General features: G+C 66.9%; 15 protein-coding genes. 9 read left to right on the top strand and 6 right to left on the bottom strand.

Going from position 1 to position 17,618, the window contains the following annotated elements; genetic code table 11:
• Positions 1 to 12: 12 nt before the first annotated feature.
• From F4X41_08670 to rsgA, 3 genes are read left to right on the top strand one after another with little or no spacing between them, the layout of a single operon-like run.
• Complete coding sequence (locus F4X41_08670) at positions 13 to 2,253, top strand: hypothetical protein (protein MYB17083.1); 2,241 nt, start codon at positions 13 to 15, stop codon at positions 2,251 to 2,253.
• On the top strand, positions 2,250 to 3,941 hold the full coding sequence (locus F4X41_08665) for a TIGR03663 family protein (protein ID MYB17082.1): 1,692 nt from the start codon (positions 2,250 to 2,252) through the stop codon (positions 3,939 to 3,941). Before F4X41_08670 ends, F4X41_08665 begins: the two co-directional genes overlap by 4 nt.
• The gene (gene rsgA, locus F4X41_08660; GenBank protein MYB17081.1) at positions 3,938 to 4,861 is read left to right on the top strand and encodes a ribosome small subunit-dependent GTPase A; all 924 of its coding nucleotides are present in this window, start codon (positions 3,938 to 3,940) and stop codon (positions 4,859 to 4,861) included. The genes F4X41_08665 and rsgA overlap by 4 nt, the downstream gene beginning before the upstream one ends.
• Here the strand turns inward: rsgA and F4X41_08655 are convergent.
• Genes F4X41_08655 through F4X41_08645 form a run of 3 tightly spaced genes read right to left on the bottom strand, consistent with a single transcriptional unit; the run spans position 4,835 to position 7,356 of the window.
• Complete coding sequence (locus F4X41_08655) at positions 4,835 to 5,707, bottom strand: purine-nucleoside phosphorylase (protein MYB17080.1); 873 nt, start codon at positions 5,705 to 5,707, stop codon at positions 4,835 to 4,837. The genes rsgA and F4X41_08655 overlap by 27 nt on opposite strands.
• Positions 5,707 to 6,618 carry a tyrosine-type recombinase/integrase gene (locus F4X41_08650; GenBank protein MYB17079.1) on the bottom strand — a complete coding sequence of 304 codons (912 nt, stop codon included), beginning with the start codon at positions 6,616 to 6,618 and terminating at the stop codon, positions 5,707 to 5,709. The genes F4X41_08655 and F4X41_08650 overlap by 1 nt, the downstream gene beginning before the upstream one ends.
• A gap of 15 nt (positions 6,619 to 6,633) precedes the next feature.
• Positions 6,634 to 7,356 carry a cyclase family protein gene (locus F4X41_08645; protein ID MYB17078.1) on the bottom strand — a complete coding sequence of 241 codons (723 nt, stop codon included), beginning with the start codon at positions 7,354 to 7,356 and terminating at the stop codon, positions 6,634 to 6,636.
• 77 nt (positions 7,357 to 7,433) lie between these two features.
• Between F4X41_08645 and larA the strand changes: the two genes are divergently transcribed.
• From larA to F4X41_08615, 6 genes are all read left to right on the top strand, one after another.
• Entirely contained in the window at positions 7,434 to 8,690 is a 1,257-nt protein-coding gene (larA, locus tag F4X41_08640) for a nickel-dependent lactate racemase (protein ID MYB17077.1), read from the top strand.
• Between the two features lie 144 nt (positions 8,691 to 8,834).
• The gene (locus F4X41_08635) at positions 8,835 to 9,125 is read left to right on the top strand and encodes a co-chaperone GroES (GenBank protein ID MYB17076.1); all 291 of its coding nucleotides are present in this window, start codon (positions 8,835 to 8,837) and stop codon (positions 9,123 to 9,125) included.
• A gap of 61 nt (positions 9,126 to 9,186) precedes the next feature.
• Complete coding sequence (gene groL / locus F4X41_08630) at positions 9,187 to 10,842, top strand: chaperonin GroEL (protein ID MYB17075.1); 1,656 nt, start codon at positions 9,187 to 9,189, stop codon at positions 10,840 to 10,842.
• Between the two features lie 31 nt (positions 10,843 to 10,873).
• Positions 10,874 to 12,028, top strand: a complete 1,155-nt coding sequence (locus F4X41_08625) for an FAD-binding oxidoreductase (protein MYB17074.1) — start codon at positions 10,874 to 10,876, stop codon at positions 12,026 to 12,028.
• A complete protein-coding gene (locus F4X41_08620; GenBank protein ID MYB17073.1) occupies positions 12,025 to 13,227 on the top strand; it encodes a PLP-dependent aminotransferase family protein in 1,203 nt (400 codons plus the stop codon). The genes F4X41_08625 and F4X41_08620 overlap by 4 nt, the downstream gene beginning before the upstream one ends.
• The gene (locus tag F4X41_08615; GenBank protein ID MYB17072.1) at positions 12,993 to 14,333 is read left to right on the top strand and encodes an Ldh family oxidoreductase; all 1,341 of its coding nucleotides are present in this window, start codon (positions 12,993 to 12,995) and stop codon (positions 14,331 to 14,333) included. Before F4X41_08620 ends, F4X41_08615 begins: the two co-directional genes overlap by 235 nt.
• 75 nt (positions 14,334 to 14,408) lie before the next feature.
• Here the strand turns inward: F4X41_08615 and F4X41_08610 are convergent, their stop codons facing one another.
• From F4X41_08610 to F4X41_08600, 3 genes are read right to left on the bottom strand one after another with little or no spacing between them, the layout of a single operon-like run.
• A complete protein-coding gene (locus F4X41_08610; protein MYB17071.1) occupies positions 14,409 to 15,392 on the bottom strand; it encodes a metal ABC transporter permease in 984 nt (327 codons plus the stop codon).
• Positions 15,248 to 16,090 (bottom strand): metal ABC transporter ATP-binding protein, encoded by an 843-nt coding sequence (locus F4X41_08605; GenBank protein MYB17070.1) that lies wholly within the window; start codon positions 16,088 to 16,090, stop codon positions 15,248 to 15,250. Before F4X41_08605 ends, F4X41_08610 begins: the two co-directional genes overlap by 145 nt.
• Positions 16,039 to 17,199 carry a hypothetical protein gene (locus tag F4X41_08600; protein MYB17069.1) on the bottom strand — a complete coding sequence of 387 codons (1,161 nt, stop codon included), beginning with the start codon at positions 17,197 to 17,199 and terminating at the stop codon, positions 16,039 to 16,041. The genes F4X41_08605 and F4X41_08600 overlap by 52 nt, the downstream gene beginning before the upstream one ends.
• Positions 17,200 to 17,618 lie beyond the last annotated feature (419 nt).

Genomic DNA, 17,618 nt, shown 5'->3' with positions numbered 1-17,618 from the left:
CGGGGTAGGCCCGTGGACCCGACCAACCCTTTCTTCTACCTGGTCGCGTGGCCGCTGCTAAGCGCCGGATGCACCTTCATCGGCGCCCCGTTGGCGATGCACGCGCTGCGAGCACTGCCAACCCGCGGGGAAATGCTGGCCAAGCCGATCGGTTGGTTCGTGTACACGTTTGCCGGCTGGGCAATCCTGCACACCGGACTGGTCGCAAACCAGCGCGGATTCAATTCCGGGCTCGGGTGGGTCATGGTGATGCTGGCGGCGGCCTGGCTCCTGCGCAGCCCGGCCCTGCGGAGTTTCTGGAAGTCGCACTGGCGGAGATTGCTGACCGCCGAACTGCTGTTCCTGGCGGCGTTCTGGGGTTACCTGGTCCTGCGGGCGCACGTGCCCGGGGTCATGGCGACCGAGGCGCCGGCGAACTTCGCGATCCTGAACACCGCCATGCGGTCGGACACCTATCCTCCGGCCGACGCCTGGCTGGCGGGCCAGCACCTGGTCTATTACTATTTCGGTCATGCCGCGGCGGCCCTTGGGGCAACCGCGGCCGGTATTCCCCGGTTGTTGGCCTTCGACTTGGCTCTGGCCAACCTGTTCGGTCTGGCGGTGCTCGGCGCGTTCGCCCTGGGTCGCGAGTTGTGCGCCCTTTTGCCGCGGACATCGGCGCGTCTGGCCGCTGCGGGCGGGGCGTCAGCGGTCCTGCTGACGCTGCTCAGCGGCAATCTGGCCGCCCTGGCCTACTGGAGCGGGCGCTTCGCCGACGATCCGTTCTTCTACCAGGGCCTCAGCTGGAACGCCACCCGCATCATTCGCAACGTCGCCGGCGGCGGGCTGCCGCCGTGTGGCGATTCCGCGGTGCGCGACTGCCCGATCACCGAAACCCCGGTATTCACATTCCTGCTGGGGGACCTGCACGCCCACGCCCTGGGACTGCCACTGGTCCTGCTGGCCGGGGTCGCTGCGATCGCCTGGTGGCGCGGGTTTTCGGGCGCGATACCGCCGGGCCCCGCCGCGGCAATCTTTTCCGGCGGCGTGGCCGGGCTGGCACTGGCGACTAACTCCTGGGATTTCCCGCTGGCGCTCGGGCTCGGACCGATCGCCGGTCTGGCCGCCAACCTCGCCCGCCCGCGCCCACTCTGGAGGAGGTACTTCCTGCACGCGGCCCTAGCCGCCCTGAGCGCTTTGTTCTGCGCGGCGCCGCAGCTGCTCTCCTACGAACCGCTGAACCTGGGCCCGGCGGGCGCGCCGCTGCGCTCCCAGCTCGGCCCCTATCTGTTGATGTGGGGTCTTCCCCTGTCTGGTTTCTACGCCTGGCGCATCTGGTCCGACTGCGCGCGGTGGGGTCCCCTGGGCGCGGCCCCCGCCGGTTCGGTGATCGCGCTTGCCGGACTAGCCGAATTAAGCTTCTCGGCCGGCGCGCTGGTGCTCTCCGGCGGCGGGGCGCTGCTGGCCCTGTGGGCGATCTCAGACTGCGCCCGCGGCGAACGTTCCGGACAACTCCCGTTCCTGATGCTGGCCGCGGCGGCGCTGCTGCTGATCGCGGTTCCGGAGGTGATCATCGTCGCCGACGGTTATTCGCCTCCGTACGTGCGCATGAACACGATGTTCAAGCTGGGGTTTGCAGCCTGGACCCTTTTCGGCGCCGCCCTGCCGGCAATGCTGATTTCCGGCTGGACCGAGCTTGCCGGCACAGGAAAAGGAATCTCCCTGGACATCTGGCGCTGGTCGGTGGCCGCCCTTCTGGCGGGGCTTCTGGCGATCTCGCTCGGTTACTCGGCCAACGCGGCGGCGGCGCGCGTCCGCGACGGCGGCGAGCCGTCTCTGAATGCCCTGCGTACAATGCAGCGCCATCGTCCCGAGGATGTCGCCGCCGCCAACTGGGCGGCTGCCAATCTGCCCCGCGACGCGGTGATCATGGAAGCCTGCTGCCGGGCTTACTCGGATGCGAACCGCATCTCCAACTGGACCGGGGTGCCCGGGGTCATCGGTTGGCTCGGCCACGGGTTCCTCAGTTACCGCAGCCAGTACGCCGAATTCGCCGCCCGCGCCGCGAACGTCGATGCGATGTACCGAAAACTAAACGACCCGCAGATCGCCCGCGAACTCGAAGCCAACCGGGTGACGCATGTCGTTCTCGGTCAGCTGGAACGCGATCTGCACCGGGCGGTCGATCCCGCCCCGGCGGGGCCGTTGCGGCCGGTGTTCACCTCGCCGCGCGGGACGCTCACCATCTACGCCCTGCCCCGGGCCGGGCCGTGAAAATGGTCACTCCGGCGCAATTGCAGCGGAAAGTGCTGACCGCAATCGGGCGGCGGCCGGTCTGGTTCGCCCTAATCGTGGGTATAGCGGTCGTGAGCCGGCTGCTGGACCTGGGCTCCCGGGCCATGCACCACGACGAATCGATTCACGCCGCGACCGCCCTGCAGCGCCTTTTCGATTTCCCCTACGTATACGATCCGCTCTACCACGGACCCTTCCTGTACTTCGCGGTCGCCCTGGTGTTCGCCCTTACCGACATCAGCGACGGCGCCGCGCGGCTCCTGCCGGCAATCTCCGGCATCGCCCTGATATGCGCCGTCGGCTACCTCCTCCGCGACGGCCTGGGGCGCTACGGTACGCCGTTGGCGATGCTCGGACTTGCCCTCTCGACCGGCTTCCTCTATTACTCCCGCTTCCTGCGCAACGACATATTCATCGCTCTGCTCACGCTCCTGGCGATGGCCGCGCTGTACCGCTACCTGCGCGAGCCGCGGCGGCGCTGGGTCCTGCTGGCCGCAACCGCGTTCGGGATCAGTCTGGTGACCAAGGAGAACGCGTACATTTCGGGCTTCATATTCACCGTGGCGCTGTCCGCGTTGGGGGCTGCCGCGCTGCTGCGCAGACAGAACGTGATCGCGCCCGGTCCAGGGATCGACGCGATCTCCGCCGCGATGACGGCGCTGGTCGTCGACCGGCGCGGCTTGGCCCTGGCGCTGGCGGCGATGGCGGCGATCCCGATCGCCCTCTACAGCTCGTTCGGGGTCAACCTGCAGCTCGTCCCGCAGGCGTTTTACGATTCGGTGGCGGTCTGGGCCGAGGTCCACCAATCGGGCCGGATCGACCAGCCCTGGTTTTTCTATCCGGCACTGACCCTGCTGCTCGAGCCCTGGGCAGCGGTTTTCGGGGCGGGGGGACTCCTGCTCTGGATCCGACGCCCGGACCTGCTCGCAAGCCTGCTGGTGTGGTGGCTGGCCGCCTCTTTCGCGATCTATACCCTCGCCGGCGAGAAGGCCGCCTGGCTCGCGCTGCACCCGCTGCTGCCGACCTACTTGCTCGCCGCCTGGGCATCGGATCGACTGCTTCGCCGAAGCGGTGGGGTGCGTCTGGCGGCGCTGGTGCTGGGGGCGATGCTTTTGGCGCTGACCGCCCGGCATTCGATCGCCTCGACCTTCCTGTACGGCGACGTGCCGCGGACCCCGATCGCCTATTCGCAGACCTCGCGCGACATCCCGGCCGCGGTCGACCTATTCGAGGAGGCGGGCGCCCGGTCCGGTTACGGATGGGCGCTTCCGATCCACGTGGGTCAGGCCGCGCACTGGCCGTTCGTCTGGTATCTGCGCGGCTACAGCGCGGTCGACTTCTTCTACGGGCAACCCGATCCGGCGACCCTGGACCAAGCGGTGCTGGTCCTTTCCGAAGAGCAGGCCGGTGCATTCGACGGCCTGCTGGACGGGTACGTGGCGGCGCCAATCCGGATTCGGGTGTGGTTCCCCGAACACATCTACCGTTACTGGACCTGGGATTCGGTCGGGGCCTTTATCGCCGAGCCCGACTACTGGCGTTCGCTGGCCGAGTTTGTAATCAGCCATAAGCCCCCGGCGCCGATCGGATCGTCCGAGATTTACCTCTACTTGCGCGAAGACTTAGCCCGTCTCGGGTTGGACCCAGCCCAGGCTCAGGCTCGATGAGCCGGCCGGCTTCCGCGTGGCAGGGCGTAGTCACCAACGTGGCGCGCTCCCGCTGTTTGGCAGCAGTCGGGGACAACGAGGTCGAATTCCACGTGCCGGGCTCGATGATCAGGGACAACGGCGGCCGCAATCCGGTGCGGGTGGGGGACCTCGTCACGCTGGCGCTGCGGTCCGGAACCCTGGTGCTGCAGAGAATCGAGGAACGGACCTCCGAGTTCCAGCGCACCCATTCCGAACAGGGGCGCAGCCCGCGGGCGGCGACCATCGCCGCCAACCTGGCGATGGCCGCGTTCGTTCTTCCCGCCACCGCCGAACGGCGTCACCTGCGCATGCTCGACCGCATGCTGGTTGGAGCTTGCTGGGCGGATATTCCGGCCCTGGTCTGCGTGAACAAATGGGACCTTGTGACCGATCCCGGAAACCTGCGGAACCGCCTGCGACCCTACCGCGACGAGGGTTGGCCGATCTGCTACACGATCGCTCCGGCCGGCGACGGGGTGTCCGGGCTGCTGGATCTGCTCCCGCCCGGGCTCTCGGCCTTCATCGGACCCTCCGGGGCCGGCAAGACCACCTTGATCAGGGCCATTACCGGTCGGGCCGACCTGAAAACGCTCGGGGTCAATTCGCGCACCGGCAAGGGTCGCCACGTGACCACCGCGGTCTCGGCGTACCAGGTCGACGCGGACCGCTGGGTGGTCGACGCCCCGGGACTGAAGACGTTCGGAGTCGCGCAGGCCCCGCAGGAAATGGTCTTGGCGGCGTTCCCTGAAATCGAACGCGCCGCCGGCAGTTGCCGGCAGCGCTGGTGTGACCACGAGGACCGCGGCGGCTGCCGGGTGGCCGCTGACATCCGGTCCGGGGCCATCAGCCGCGAACGCTGGGCGAGCTACCGCCTACTCATCGCCGAAGCGGTCGGCTGATTCCTTCACCAGACGGCGCGCAACCGAGTCCAGGATGTGCCCGACCGATGATGCGGCGCGGGTGGCGGCCGCCACAACTTCCTGGTGTTCGTCGGCGGCGAACACCTCCCCGGAGGCGTTGGTGATCGTCGAAAGGGCCAGCACGCGCACTCCGCAGTGCCTGGCCAACAGCGCCTCGGCGGCGGTGCTCATCCCCACCGCATCGGCCCCCATCCGGCCGAGTGCTCGGGCCTCGGCGCCGGTTTCGTAAGTGGGCCCTGCTACCTGGCAGTAGATTCCCGAGTGGACCGTCGTCTCGATCTCCGCAGCGGCTTCGCCGGCCCAAACGTACAGCTGCGAATCGTAGCAGTCGGCGGTGGTTAGGAATCGCGGCCCGGGGTCCTGGTTGGGGCCGGCCAGGGGGTTGGGGCCGGTCAGCGCCGGCAGGCAGATGTGGTCGCGCACGATCATCAGGTCACCGGCCCGGTAGGCCGGGTTGAGCGATCCGGCGGCGTTGCTGAGCAGCAGGGCCTCGATGCCGCAGGCGCACAGCGCCCGCACCCAGGCAGCTACCGGTTCGAAACTGGCCGATTCGTAGAAGTGCACCCGGCCCTGCAGGATTAGGGCGCACTCGCCGGCGATTTCCACGCCGAGCACGCGCCCGGCGTGGCCCTCCACGGTCGCCGCCGGCATCCCCGGCAAATCGCGGAAGGGAGTCGAGCTCAACGCCGGCCAGCGCGCGGATACGGCGCCCAGACCCGAACCCAGGACGATCGCCAGGCGCGGCCTGGTCGGCAGCTGTTGGAGGATCCCGGCGGCGGCGGCCTGGGCCGACGCCGGCATGTCAAGGCGAGGCCTGAGCGCCATCAGGACCCGTGCAGACGGTCTCCGGACTTGGGGTCCTTGCGCGCCAACCGGCGGTACATCGTCGAAGCCGATGCGCTACTGTGGCCGAGACCTTCGCGGACATCGGATGCCGAAGCGGCGCGGGCGGCCAGATTCGTGGCGAACGTGTGGCGAATGGTTCGCGGCGAGACCCGCCGGTCCAGTCCGGCGCTTTTGACGACACGCTTGAATATCAACCAGAACCCCTGGCGCGTGAGCCGTTCGCCGCGACGGTTAACGAATAGTGCCGGCTGCCCCTCGCCGGCTACCCGGCGACGCTGGCCGTGCATCCACGAGCGCAACGCCTGCCCGACCCGCGGTCCGACCGGCTGGTCGCGCTGGGCGCGCGTGCCGCGGCCGCAGCAGACCTGGCCCGCGCGCAGATCGACGTCGGCAACGTCGAGCCTCACCAATTCGCTGGCGTGTACTCCGGTGCCGTAGAGGACTTCGAACATGGCCCGCTCACGCTGTCCGGCGAATTCGCCCGGACTGGCGGTGGCAGCCTCGATCAGACGGTCGATCTCTTCCGTGGCCAGCACCGAAGGCGGGGATTGCCGCTGCCAGGAGCGGGTCAGGTCGTCGGTCGGGTTTTCGGCCACGCGCCCCCGCTCCTGCAGGAAGCGGTAAAGAGCCCGAACCGAGGCGATCTTGCGGGACTGTGTGGACATGGCGTAACCACGCCCGGCAAGCATCTCGCAGTACCGGTCGACGTCCGCCTTGGCTATTGCCCAGTCGCGGCGGCCGGATTCAAGCAGGTGCTCGACGAACTGCTGGGCGTCGGCCGCATAGGCCGAGACGGTGTTTGCCGAAAGGTCGCGTTCCGCGGACAGGTGGCGGAGGAAATCGGCTACGTCAGCCGCCAACCTCGGCGCCGCGCCCCGCTCTTGCACCATCGCCGCTGGCGGCGGTCAGAGGTCTTCCACCAGGATCACCCGCGCCGGGGCGCCGTCGCCGCGGGCGATCTTGAGCGGCAGACAGAAGAGGTTGTAGTGCCCCGGAATGATGTTGGCCAGGTCCAGGCCCTCGGCTATCGCCAAGCGGTTACCGAGGATCACGCGGTGGGTATCAAACCGTTTCGAGTCCATCGGCTCGATAGACAGATAGTCGATACCGACGACCTTTACGCCGCGATCCACGATCCAGCGGGCCCCGCCCGGCATCAGGGCCGAGTACTGCGACTGATATTCGGGTTGCTTTAGCAACTCCTTGGTGGAGTTGGAAGTCTTGATCAGCAGCCGGCGCACCCCCGGAGGAATTCGGGCGGCCTCGAGGTGGTCGCGGCCGATTTCATCGACGCCGAGGATCTCGGTCACGTAGGCCGGACCGCAAAGCATGTTCAGGTCCAGCCGGTCGACCGTCATGGTGCCGTCGAAAAAATGGGCCGGCGGGTCGACGTGGGTGCCCGAGTGGGTTCCCATTCGCAGCGTGGATACGTTGCTGTTGGCGCCGTCCGTGATCCGGGTGGCCACCTCGACTTCGATCGAGGGTTCGTCGGGATGGGAGGGGGTGTCGCGGTCGAGCGGAACCGAAATGTCGTAGATGCGCGTTTTGATTCTCCTGGGCGGTTCGGTCGGCTCGAACCGGGCGCACCGCGCTGGGCTTGATGACAGCGGGCGGGGCGGCGGCGCGATCGAGTGAAACGGAGCCTATATATTTATGTTAATTCCGCCTTCCGCCGGTTTTTCGCGCCGCGAAACGCGAGGCTGACTTGACCGCGATCGATCTGGCCTACGGGCGAGGACGCCTGCGCATCGAATTGCCCACCGGCGCGCGGACGATCAGGCCGCGCTTTCCCGCGCCGCTCAAAGATCCGCGGACAGCGCTCAGACTGGCGCTCGCCGACCCGCTGGGGGCCAGCCCGCTGGCCGATTGCGTAGGGCCGGAGGCGAGCCTGGCGATAGTTTTCTGCGACTACACCCGCCCGGCCCCGAGCCGTCTGATGATCGAGGCGGTCCTGGAGGCCCTGCCGGCCAATCACCGCGGGCCGATCAAGCTGCTCAACGCGCTTGGCCTGCACCGGCCCAACACGGATGCGGAGCTGGCGGAGATGCTGGGACCGGAGCTGCTGGCCAGGTTTTCGGTGATTCAACCGGGCAGCGGCGGCGCCGACTACGTGGACGTGGGCGCCACTTCGACCGGACGGCCGGTGCGCCTTTGCCGCGATTACGTGGAGGCCGACCACCGGGTAACGACCGGCTTCGTCGAACCACACTTTTTCGCCGGCTTCTCCGGCGGGGCAAAGCTCACCCTGCCAGGGGTGGCCGCGCCCGAATCCATCCTGGCCAACCACGACGCCGAGATGATTGACCATCCCGAATCGACCTGGGGCAGCACCGCCGCCAACCCGATCTTCCGCGAGCAGCGCGAGGCGGCCGCGCTGTGCCCGCCGGATTTGATCCTCAACGTGGCCCTTGACGCGCAGAAAAAGATCACCGACGTTTTCTGCGGCGAACTGGTGGCCGCCCACGACCGGGCCTGTCGCCGGGTGGCCGCCAGTTCAATAGTCGCGGTCGACGAGCGGTTCGACCTGGTGATCAGTTCGAACAGCGGGTTTCCCCTGGACCAGAACTTCTACCAGGCGGTCAAGGGTCTGTCGGCGGCGGCCCGCATCGTCGCCCCCGGCGGCAACCTGGTCATCGCCAGCGAATGCGCCGAGGGGCTCGGCCACGGCCATTTCGGGCGCTATCTGGAGCGCGGCCTGCAGCCTGCCGAGCTGCTTGCGAGCATCCGGGCGCAGCGGCGGCCGCTCCCCGACCAGTGGCAGGCCCAGATCCTGGCCGACATCCAATCGCGGTCGCGCGTGCATGTATTCAGCGACGGTCTCGATCCGGCGAAGGTAGCCGCAATCGGCTGCCTTCCCTGCCGCGACATCGGCGCGCTGGCCCGGCAGCTGGCGGGAGCGCGACCGGGTCTGAAGATCGCGGTGCTGCCGGAAGGCCCGCTCACCATCGCCAAGGCCGCGTAGCCGCGGCGCGCCCACGCGCGCACAGCGCTTCGGAATTTTTATAATTCCTCGGCCGCGGCGCGGCGGTATCGTCACGCCCCGCGCCAATCCGCACTTTGCCTTCGTGCCGACCGCACCCCGCCCCCGCGAAAAGGAATTCTGGCCATGTCCGACATCAAACCGCTCGGCGACCGACTGCTGATCAAGCCGATCGAGCGCGAAGAGATGACCAGTTCGGGATTGGTGCTGCCCGACACCGCCAAGGAAAAACCCATGGAGGGCGAGGTCGTGGCGGCCGGTCCGGGCGCCCGCAACGACAAGGGCGAACGCGCCGAGCTCGACGTGAAGGTCGGCGACACCGTGCTCTTTGCCAAATACGCTGGGACCGAATTCAAGTCCGACGGCGTGGACTACCTCATCATCGCCGAGCGCGACGTCCTCGCGGTGGTTGGATAACGCCTCGAACCCGCGCTTTTTAAAGCGCTGACCAAATAACAGACACAGGGATCCGTCCGCAATGCCGCCCAAGGGCGTAAAGTTCTCCGACGAAGCCCGTCGCGACCTGATCAAGGGCGTCGACCTGCTCGCCGACATCGTCGGCTCCACCTACGGGCCGCGAGGCCGCAACGTCATGTACGAGCGCTTCCAGTCCGCCGAGGTGACCAACGACGGCGACCAGATCGCCAAGCAGTTCGCCGAGTCCTACTCCGACCCCTACATGAACATCGGGGTCCAGATCGTCAAGGAAGCGGCGATGAAGACCGGCGAGGCGGTCGGCGACGGCACCACAAGTTCGGTGGTGCTTACCCAGTCGATCGCGCGTCAGGGGTTGCGCAACCTGGCCGCCGGAGCGAACGCGATGATCCTCAAGCGGGGCATTGACCGCGCCGCCAAGATGGCCCACGATCACGTCCGCTCGATCGCCCGGCCGGTGGCGAGCTCGGAAGACATCGAGCGGGTCGCCTCGATCGCGGCCAACGACCCCGAGATCGGCGAGTACATCGCCGAGGTAATGGAACGGGTCGGCAACGACGGCATGGTCCAGATCGACGAGTCGCGCAGCGGCGTGGCGCTTTCGACCCGCTACGTGGAAGGCATGCAGCTGGACAAGGGCTGGGTCTCGCCCTATTTCGTCACCAACGCCGAGCGCATGGAAGCCTATCTGGACCGGCCGCGCGTACTGCTGGCCGATTCGAAGATCTCCAGCGCCGGCGCGTTCGCGCCCTTCCTGGACAAGATCCTGGCCGCCGGAATCCGCAACCTGTTCATCGTGGCCACGAACATCGACGGCGACGCCCTAGCCCTGCTGATCATGAACAAGCTGCGCGGCAAGCTGAACGTGGCCGCGATCAAGGCGCCCTCCTACGGCGAACGGATGCGCTCCATCCTGATGGACATCGGCGCGATGACCGGCGGAACCGTCTTTTCCGACCATGTCGGCTTTTCCTGGCAGGAAGCCGATGTCAGCTGGCTCGGCCAAGCCGACCGGGTGACCATCGGACGCTTGGCCACGATCCTTTTGGAGAGCCCCGGTCACGACGCCGCGGTGCAGGCCCGCGCCGAACAGATTCGAACCCAGCTTGAAACCACCGAATCCGACTGGGACCGGGAAAAACTGGAAGAACGGCTGGCGCGCCTGACCGGCGGCGTCGGCATCATCTCGGTCGGGGCCGCCACCGAAGTGGAATTGCGCGAGCGCAAGACCCGCGCCGAAGACGGCGTATCGACTACCCGCGCGGCGGTCCACGGTGGGATCGTGCCCGGCGGCGGCGCCTGCTACCTGCGCGCAGCCGAGTCGATCGACCTTGAGCAGTTTCCGGAAGGTGACGAGCGGACCGGCGCCGCCATCGTGAAAAGGGCGCTGCACGGTCCTCTGCGGCGAATCGCCGCCAACGCCGGCGCGGTTCCCTCGCTGGTGATCGATTCGGTGCTCTCTTCCGACGACCCGTGGCACGGCTGGAATGCCGACAGCGACGAGTTCGGTGACCTGTACGAAATGGGTGTCGTCGACGCCGCCAACGTGGCCTGCATCGCCCTGGACAACGCCACCTCGGCCGGCACCATGCTGCTGACGACCGAGGCGATGGTGGCCGAACTGCCGCAGCCAGCGGCCCCGGTGTCTCCGGAGTCGATGGCCCGCGACATGCACAACATGGGCGTCGACGGGTTCTGAATCGCCGGCCGCGGGCGCCGTAATACGCCCGATGGCCAAACCGATCTACGACTTTGCGATCGTCGGCGCCGGCATAGCCGGGTCGGCGGGCGCCTACTACCTTGCCCGGGCGGGGCGGACCTGCCTGCTAATCGAAGCCGATGAGGTCGCCTCCGGCGCGTCCGGCTTTTCGGCCGGACTGATCACGCCCCCCATCGGATTGCGGCTCCAGCCGCCGCTGCGGGACCTGATGCTGGCCGCTTTCGATCTCCACCAGCAATTACCGGAGACGTTGGGGAACGGTTCCGGCTCAGGTTACGAGCTGCGGCATGGGGGAAGCGTGCTGGTAGCCACGGAGGAAGTCGCGGCCCCGGCCCTGCGTTCGCTGCTGGACGACCCGGTACCGCGCGGACGCGGCGCCCGCTGGCTGGACCCGGAGCAGGTCACGGAAGTTTGTCCCTGGATCGACCAGCCGCAGGCCGGAGGCATCTATGAACCGTCGGCCGGCAACCTGGACCCGGATCGCCTGACCCGCGCCTTTTGCGCCGCGGCGCAGCGCGCCGGCGCCCGCCTGGCGATCGATTCGGTGGTTTCGCTGGAGGAGTCGGGACCGGGATTTCGGCTGCGCGGATCGCGGGATGATTACCGCGCCGAGCAGGTGCTGCTGGCCGCCGGTCCCTGGACCGGAGCCCTGGCCGGTCAACTGGGGTTCGAGGACTCGGTTTACCCGCTCAAGGGCCAGATTCTGCGGTTGCGGCTTCCGCCGCCGCATTCCGCGGTCGGGTTCTCGTGCCCGGACGGCAGTTACCTATCACCGCGCCCCGACGGGCAGGTCTGGATCGGCACCACCGAGGAGTCGGTCGGATTCGACCGGGCAACGACCGACGCGGCGCGCGGCCTGATCCTGGCCCGGGCCCGCCGTCTTAGCGCGCGCATCGACGAATCAGGGGTGATCGCCCAGACGGCCTGCCTGCGGCCTATCTCCCGCGACGGGCTTCCCCTGATCGGCCCGGTGCCTGGTGTTCGCGGGGCCTGGATCTGCACGGGGCATGGGCGGACCGGGATGCTCCTGGGGCCGGTCAGCGCCCGCGAACTCGTCAACCTGATACTGGAACGCGACACCGCGCTGGCGCTGGCGCCTTTCGATCCGGTCCGGCTCGACGCCGCCAGCGCGCCGAGAAGTTTTCCAGCAGGGGAATCCCATTGACCTTGGCAGTTCCTGAATCCGGTCCCGCCGACGGTCCGGGGGACCTTCTTTCGGCGCACGGGCGCCTGCGGCGGCAGCTGGCCACCGACGACCCGATCGAATCGAGCACCCAGATCCGATTCCCATTGGGGGGCGGGCAGCCCGACCCGGATTCCTTCCCCATGCTCAGGTTGGCGGGTTCGGCACACCGCGTCCTGGAATCGGACCCGGGCGCATTGCTGTACGGCGCCGGACAAGGCTATCTGCCGCTGCGGGAGGCCGTCTGCCGCAAGACCGGCAGGCTTGAGGATTTGGCGCTGGATCCCGACCAGGTGCTGATTACCAACGGCGCCGCCCAGGCGCTGGGGTTGCTGGCGACCGCCCTGATCGATCCCGGCGACACGGTGCTGATTGACGAGGTGAGCTGGGGGGCTGGGTTCTTCAAGGGGTTCGGAGCCGACCTGCGACCGGTCCGCTGGGACGAATGCGGTCCGTTGCCGCAGGACATCGAGGACGCCTGCCGGGGTCGGCGGGTTAAGGCGTTCTACACGATCCCGACGTTCCAGAACCCGCTCGGGGTGACCGCCAGCGTGGAGCGGCGCCGCCAGGTCCTGGAGCTTGCCGACCGGCACGGATTCCTGATAGCCGAAGACGACGCCTACTACGAGCTGCGGTTCGCCGGGGAACGAGTGCCGAGCCTATTCGAGCTGGCCGGCGGGAACCGCGTGGTGCGGACCGGCACTTTTTCAAAGATCCTGGGCGCCGGCACCCGCCTCGGCTGGGCGATGGCCGACCGCGAAACCACCGCCTTGCTCGCCGCCCACAAATACGACCTGGGAGCCAGTCCGTTCACCAGCCGCATCGTCGCCGATTTCATGCAGCGACACATGTTCGCCCACATCCGGCGGTTGCAGGGCGTGTATTGCTCAAAACGCGATGCATTGCTTTCCGTCCTAGAGTCCGAACTGGCCGACCTGCCGGTAATTTGGTCGCGGCCCGAAGGCGGATTCTTCTGCTGGCTGCAGCTCCCGTCCGGCTGCAGCGGCGTCGAGGTGGAGCGGGCCGTGGCCGAGCGGGGCGTCGACGTCTGGGCGGGTTCCTGGTTCCGCCCCGACGGGCGCGACGACAGCTGTCTGCGAATCGCCTTTTCATTCGCAACCTTGGACCAGATCCGCGAAGGCGCCGAAATCTTCTGCCGGGAGTTGCGCAGGCTAATCTAGCCCCCGCCCATAATGGGCCGAACGCAACCGGAGGGCAACGCCAAGTGAGCGATCAGGAAAACGCCGTCCGCCTGGACGCGGGCGAGCTGGAAGACTTCAGCACGGCGCTGTTCGTCGCCTGCGGAGTTCCCGCTAAAGATGCCGGGCTGACCGCCCGCAGCCTGGTGTGGGCCGACCTGCGCGGAATCTATTCGCACGGGGTCGTTCGCCTCCAGCCCGGCTACCTGAAGGCGCTGCAGTCCGGGGCCAACAATCCGCGCCCGGAAATTTCGGTGCTGCTGGACGGCCCGGCGTTCGCGGTCTTCGACGGCGACCGGGGGATGGGCCAGGTGGCCGCCGAGCGAGCAGTGCAGACTGCCATGGGCAAGGCCCGGGAGAGCGGAATCGGCCTGACCTGCGTGCGCAACTCGCGCCACTTCGGTGCCGCCGCCTACTGGCCCTACCTGGCGGCCGAAGAACAGATGATCGGCTTCAGCAGCTCTAACGGCGGAGTGGTCAACACCGCGCCCTACGGCGGCGCCCGGTCGGTCATGGGCAACAACCCTCACGCCTGGGTGATCCCGGCCGGAAACGACCGGCCGGTCATCCTGGACATGGCCACCGGGGTGGCGGCGATGGGCAAGGTCATGATGGCCCGGCTTCACGACCAGCCGCTGCCGGAAGGGTGGTGCATGGATTCGGACGGGAACGATACGACCGACCCGCACGCGGCGGTTAGCATGCTCCCCGCCGGCGGGGCCAAGGGCTATGCCATCGGTTACGTCCTGGACCTTATATCCGGCGCCCTGGCCGGGGCGTTGACTTCACCGGTCAAGTCGCTTGGCGGAATCAGCGGCGACGAGGCCGATCAGACCGGCATGACCTTCCTGGTCATCGATATCGCCGCGGTCACCGACGCCGCCGATTTCGCCGCCACCGCCGAGCAAACCGCCGCCATCGTGCGCCAGACCCCGCCACGGCCCGGATTCGACCGCGTGTACGTCCCCGGCGAGATCGAATGGAATACCTACGACGACCGCATCGTCAACGGCATACCGGCGTCACAGGCCGAAATCAGCGTTCTGGCTCAGATGGCAAGCGAGCAGGGAATTGAGTCGATCTGCTGACGACCCGCCGCAACCATCGGGCATTCGAACCGGCCGGAACCGCACACCTCCAGAGCGGACTGGATCCCGGGTCTTTTAATCCGTTTCCTGACGCCGGGAGCCGCGCACCCACTCGTTCAAGCTCGACCAGAGCCGCGAAAGCAGCAGCAGCAGCAGCGCCGTGATCACGATCGCCCCGCCGGCTGAAAAGTCCCTGTAAAACGCGATCGTCAGGCCGGCGCCAGCGCTCACAAGGCCGGTCACGACCGCGACGCCCATGGCCATTCGGAGTCCGCGCGCCGTGTGCAGGCCGGTCAGCACCGGTATTACCAGCAAGGCCCCGATCAAAAGAACGCCGACCACCCGCATTGACATCGTGATGGTCGCCCCGGTCAGCACCGCCAGGGCGAGGTTGAGCAAGTCGGTGCGGACGCCGCTTACTTTGGCCAGTTCCTCGTCGAACGCCAGTTGCGCCAAGTCCACGTAAAACACGGCCACGAATATCACGACTCCCGCCGTCAAACCGGCCAGCAACCAAAGGTCCAGCGGCGACACGCTCAGGATCGAGCCGAAAAGGAACGAAAACAGGTCCACATTGAAGCCGCCTGCAGCGCTGATCACCACGATGGCGATCGCCAGTGAGCCGTAGAGCACAACCGCCAGAGCCGCATCCCCCGGCAGCCGGCCGCGGACGCGCAGTTGTTCGACCACGACCGCACCCAGCACCGCCGCGACCAACGCCGTCAGCGCGGGTAGGAATCTCGAGGCCATGCCGATCGCGACCCCCATCAGCGCCACGTGCGCCAGCGTGTCGGCGATAAGCGAATAACGGCGCAGCACGACGAACGTGCCCAGAATGGGCGCCAGAACGCCCACCAATGCACCGCCCGCCAGGGCGCGCAGCATGAATTCGTACTGGAAAATGCTCGGCACGGCTAGCGGTGGTGGTGCAGGACGCTTTCGAACTCGTGGCGCTCGTCGTGGACGAGGACGTCCACCGGGACGCCGTAAAGCATCGAGAGTTCGTCCCGGGTGAGGTCGTGCGGGGGCCCGTGGCGGACCAGCCGGCAGTTCAAACATGCCACCGTGGTTGCCTCGCGCAGCATCGCGCCGATGTCGTGGGAGACGATAACGATCGTCATGCCCCGGTCGCGGTTCAGGTCGCGCAGGACGGCGTAAAGCCGTTCCTCGCCGGCGACATCAACCCCGGCGGCGGGTTCGTCCAACACCAGTAACTCGGGGTCACGGACCAGTGCCCGGGCCAGCAGCACCCTCTGTTGCTGGCCCACTGAAAGTTCTGAAAGGCGCCGCGACTTAAAAGAAGTCATGCCGACCACCTCCAGTGCGGCCATGACCTCTTCGCGCTCGGAGCGCTCAAACACCGCCAGAGGAGAAAACCGGCGTTTTGCCCCATTGGCGACTATTTCAGAGACAGTGGCGGGAAAGTCGCGCCAGGCGCCGGAGCCAACCTGCGGCATGTAGCCCACTCTGCCCCAGTCCCGGAAATCGCCAGCGTCGCGGCCGAAGAGGCGCACGTGGCCCGAATCGGGCCGCAACAAACCGAGCGCCAATTTGATCAAGGTGCTCTTTCCGCTGCCGTTTGGACCCAGGACGGCCGCCAGCTCGCTGCGGTCAATCGACAGCGAAACGTCTTCGACCGCGGGGATCGCGTCATACGCGAAGCAGACGCGATCCCACTCGACTGCGCTGGGTGAGCCGATCGCGGTCACGCGCAATCCAGCGCCAGGACCAGATTGGCCAGGTTGTCCCGCATCAATCCGAAGTAGTCCCCATGGTCGTCCAACTCGGACTGGGTAACGCTTTCGATGGCGTGAATGGCAATCAAATCGATGCCGTGTTCGCGAGCAAGCGCAGACGTGAGCTCACCGCTGAGCACCGGTTCAACCATCACGTGTTCCAGCCCCAATTCGGCGATCCGGTCAGAGATTTCCGCCAATTCTCGCGGCGAGGGTTCCGTCTCTGGCGAAAGCCCGGCAACCGGTAACTGTTCGATCCCATATCGCGCTGCCAGATAACCGTAGGCGGCGTGCGAGGTGACGAAATGGTCGTGCCGGCAACTGCTCAGTCCTTCGGCGATTTCAATATCCAACGTCCCGAGCTCGTCAGCAAGTGCTGAAGCATTGGCCCGGTAGGTGTCGGTGTTGTCGGGATCGACGCCGATTAAAGCGTCGCGGATGCGCTCGACCTGAGCCACGGCCAACACCGGGTCTAGCCACATGTGCGGGTCCAGTTCGCCATGGTCGTGGGCATGGTCGTCTTCCTCGTGTCCGTGGTCGTCATCGTCCTCGTGGGCGTGGTCGTCGTCTTCTTCATGTCCGTGGTCGTCGTCTTCCTCGTGTCCGTGGTCGTCGTCTTCCTCGTGCCCTTCTTCGCCGTGACCGTGACCGTGCGGGACGCCTTCAATGGCGCGCGACGCATCCGCGGCCTCAACGACGATTCGATCCGGGTTCTCTCCTAAAGTCGCCAGCGCGCGCTCCATCCAGGGTTCGAGCTCCAGACCATTCATCACGACCAAATCGGCCTCTTCAAGCGATCGGAGGTCCGAAGCGGTCGGCACGAATCCGTGGTTTTCGAATCCGGGCCTGACCAAGACCTCTACCGTGACGAGGTCGCCACCGACGCGTTCGGCGAAATATCCGAGCGGATAAATGCTGGCCACCACTGAAAGGGGATCGCGTGGCGTAGCTGCTACATCGGTCGAAGCCTCCTCGCTTGGCGGATCGGGTTCTTCCGCGAGAACCGGTTCGCTAGTAGCGGGCGGAGCATCGACTGAGTCCTGTTCGCCATTTAAATCGCAGGCAGCGAAAACCATCAAAGCCAGCATCAACATGGCCGTCAGGGCGATTGGACCGAGGCGCATCCTCATGGATTCGTCCTTCTTCGGGGTGAGCACGTGAGTTTGTTGCAAGAGTTGCGACGAACGGGCGACCGGAACGCGAATCAAACGAATCCAGGCAAAGCCCAAAAACGCGACTCACCATCTCGGGGTCTTCCGCGCCAATGGGTCAGGAAGACGTGCAATCGTCGCTTTGCTCCCAGTACGACGAAATGATACTCGATTCTCAGTTGCGGGGGTGGTGCGCGTTTGGCCGATTTGACTTAAAACGAGAGCGATTGCAGCTAACGCAATCGATTGCCAGGCGGGCATTCGGGTACCAAATGTGGCCAATCCGCCGCGGCTTGTAGATTTGTGCCGTACGCGTGGCCCGGTCGAAACGCTCCCCGCCGGGAGCGTTCATTCGCCGGGGTGATACGAGCAGCGCAGCGACCCGGCGCAATCGTTGC

The organism is Chloroflexota bacterium (assembly GCA_009840625.1).
Classification (GTDB): Bacteria; Chloroflexota; UBA11872; order UBA11872; family VXNJ01; genus VXNJ01.
The sequence above is the reverse complement of the archived record's forward strand: the minus strand, read 5'-3'. Positions and strand labels throughout refer to the sequence as shown.

Excerpts from the sequence above, each read along its gene's own strand:
- F4X41_08635 (MYB17076.1), top strand. The coding sequence starts at position 8,835 with ATGTCCGACATCAAACCGCTCGGCGACCGACTGCTGATCAAGCCGATC.
- F4X41_08610 (MYB17071.1), bottom strand. The coding sequence starts at position 15,392 with ATGTTTGAACTGCCGGCTGGTCCGCCACGGGCCCCCGCACGACCTCAC.
- F4X41_08600 (MYB17069.1), bottom strand. The coding sequence starts at position 17,199 with ATGAGGATGCGCCTCGGTCCAATCGCCCTGACGGCCATGTTGATGCTG.
- F4X41_08625 (MYB17074.1), top strand. The coding sequence starts at position 10,874 with ATGGCCAAACCGATCTACGACTTTGCGATCGTCGGCGCCGGCATAGCC.
- rsgA (MYB17081.1), top strand. The coding sequence starts at position 3,938 with ATGAGCCGGCCGGCTTCCGCGTGGCAGGGCGTAGTCACCAACGTGGCG.
- F4X41_08655 (MYB17080.1), bottom strand. The coding sequence starts at position 5,707 with ATGGCGCTCAGGCCTCGCCTTGACATGCCGGCGTCGGCCCAGGCCGCC.
- F4X41_08650 (MYB17079.1), bottom strand. The coding sequence starts at position 6,618 with ATGGTGCAAGAGCGGGGCGCGGCGCCGAGGTTGGCGGCTGACGTAGCC.
- groL (MYB17075.1), top strand. The coding sequence starts at position 9,187 with ATGCCGCCCAAGGGCGTAAAGTTCTCCGACGAAGCCCGTCGCGACCTG.